Source organism: Leifsonia sp. SIMBA_070, assembly GCF_046534635.1.
In the GTDB taxonomy this organism is placed as follows: domain Bacteria; phylum Actinomycetota; class Actinomycetes; order Actinomycetales; family Microbacteriaceae; genus Leifsonia.
Genome location: NZ_JAWRYK010000870.1, coordinates 1 through 239, shown reverse-complemented (window position 1 = coordinate 239; position 239 = coordinate 1). Strand labels below are relative to the sequence as shown.

At 76.2% G+C, this 239-nt stretch carries 1 pseudogene; it reads right to left on the bottom strand.

Annotated elements, in window-relative coordinates:
- Positions 1–239: pseudogene (locus SB754_RS22705) on the bottom strand (hypothetical protein); the annotation flags it as partial.

The window sequence follows — 239 nt, the reverse complement described above, 5'->3', positions numbered from 1 at the left end:
CGCGCCGCAGTGCCGTCACCAAGCGGGGAGCGACCAGCCGCGCCCCGAACTTGACCGCTTCCAGCGTCGCCGCCCGGGTCAGTTCGCCTCCCGAGATCCCGCGTGCGAAGCCGCGGTAGTTCTCGATCCGGGACGACGTGCCCGCCTGCCCGCCGGGGGCCACCTCGTCGACGAGGGTCACCTGCAGCCCCTCGGAGGCGCCGTACACAGCCGCCGCGAGTCCGGCCGGCCCCGCGCCG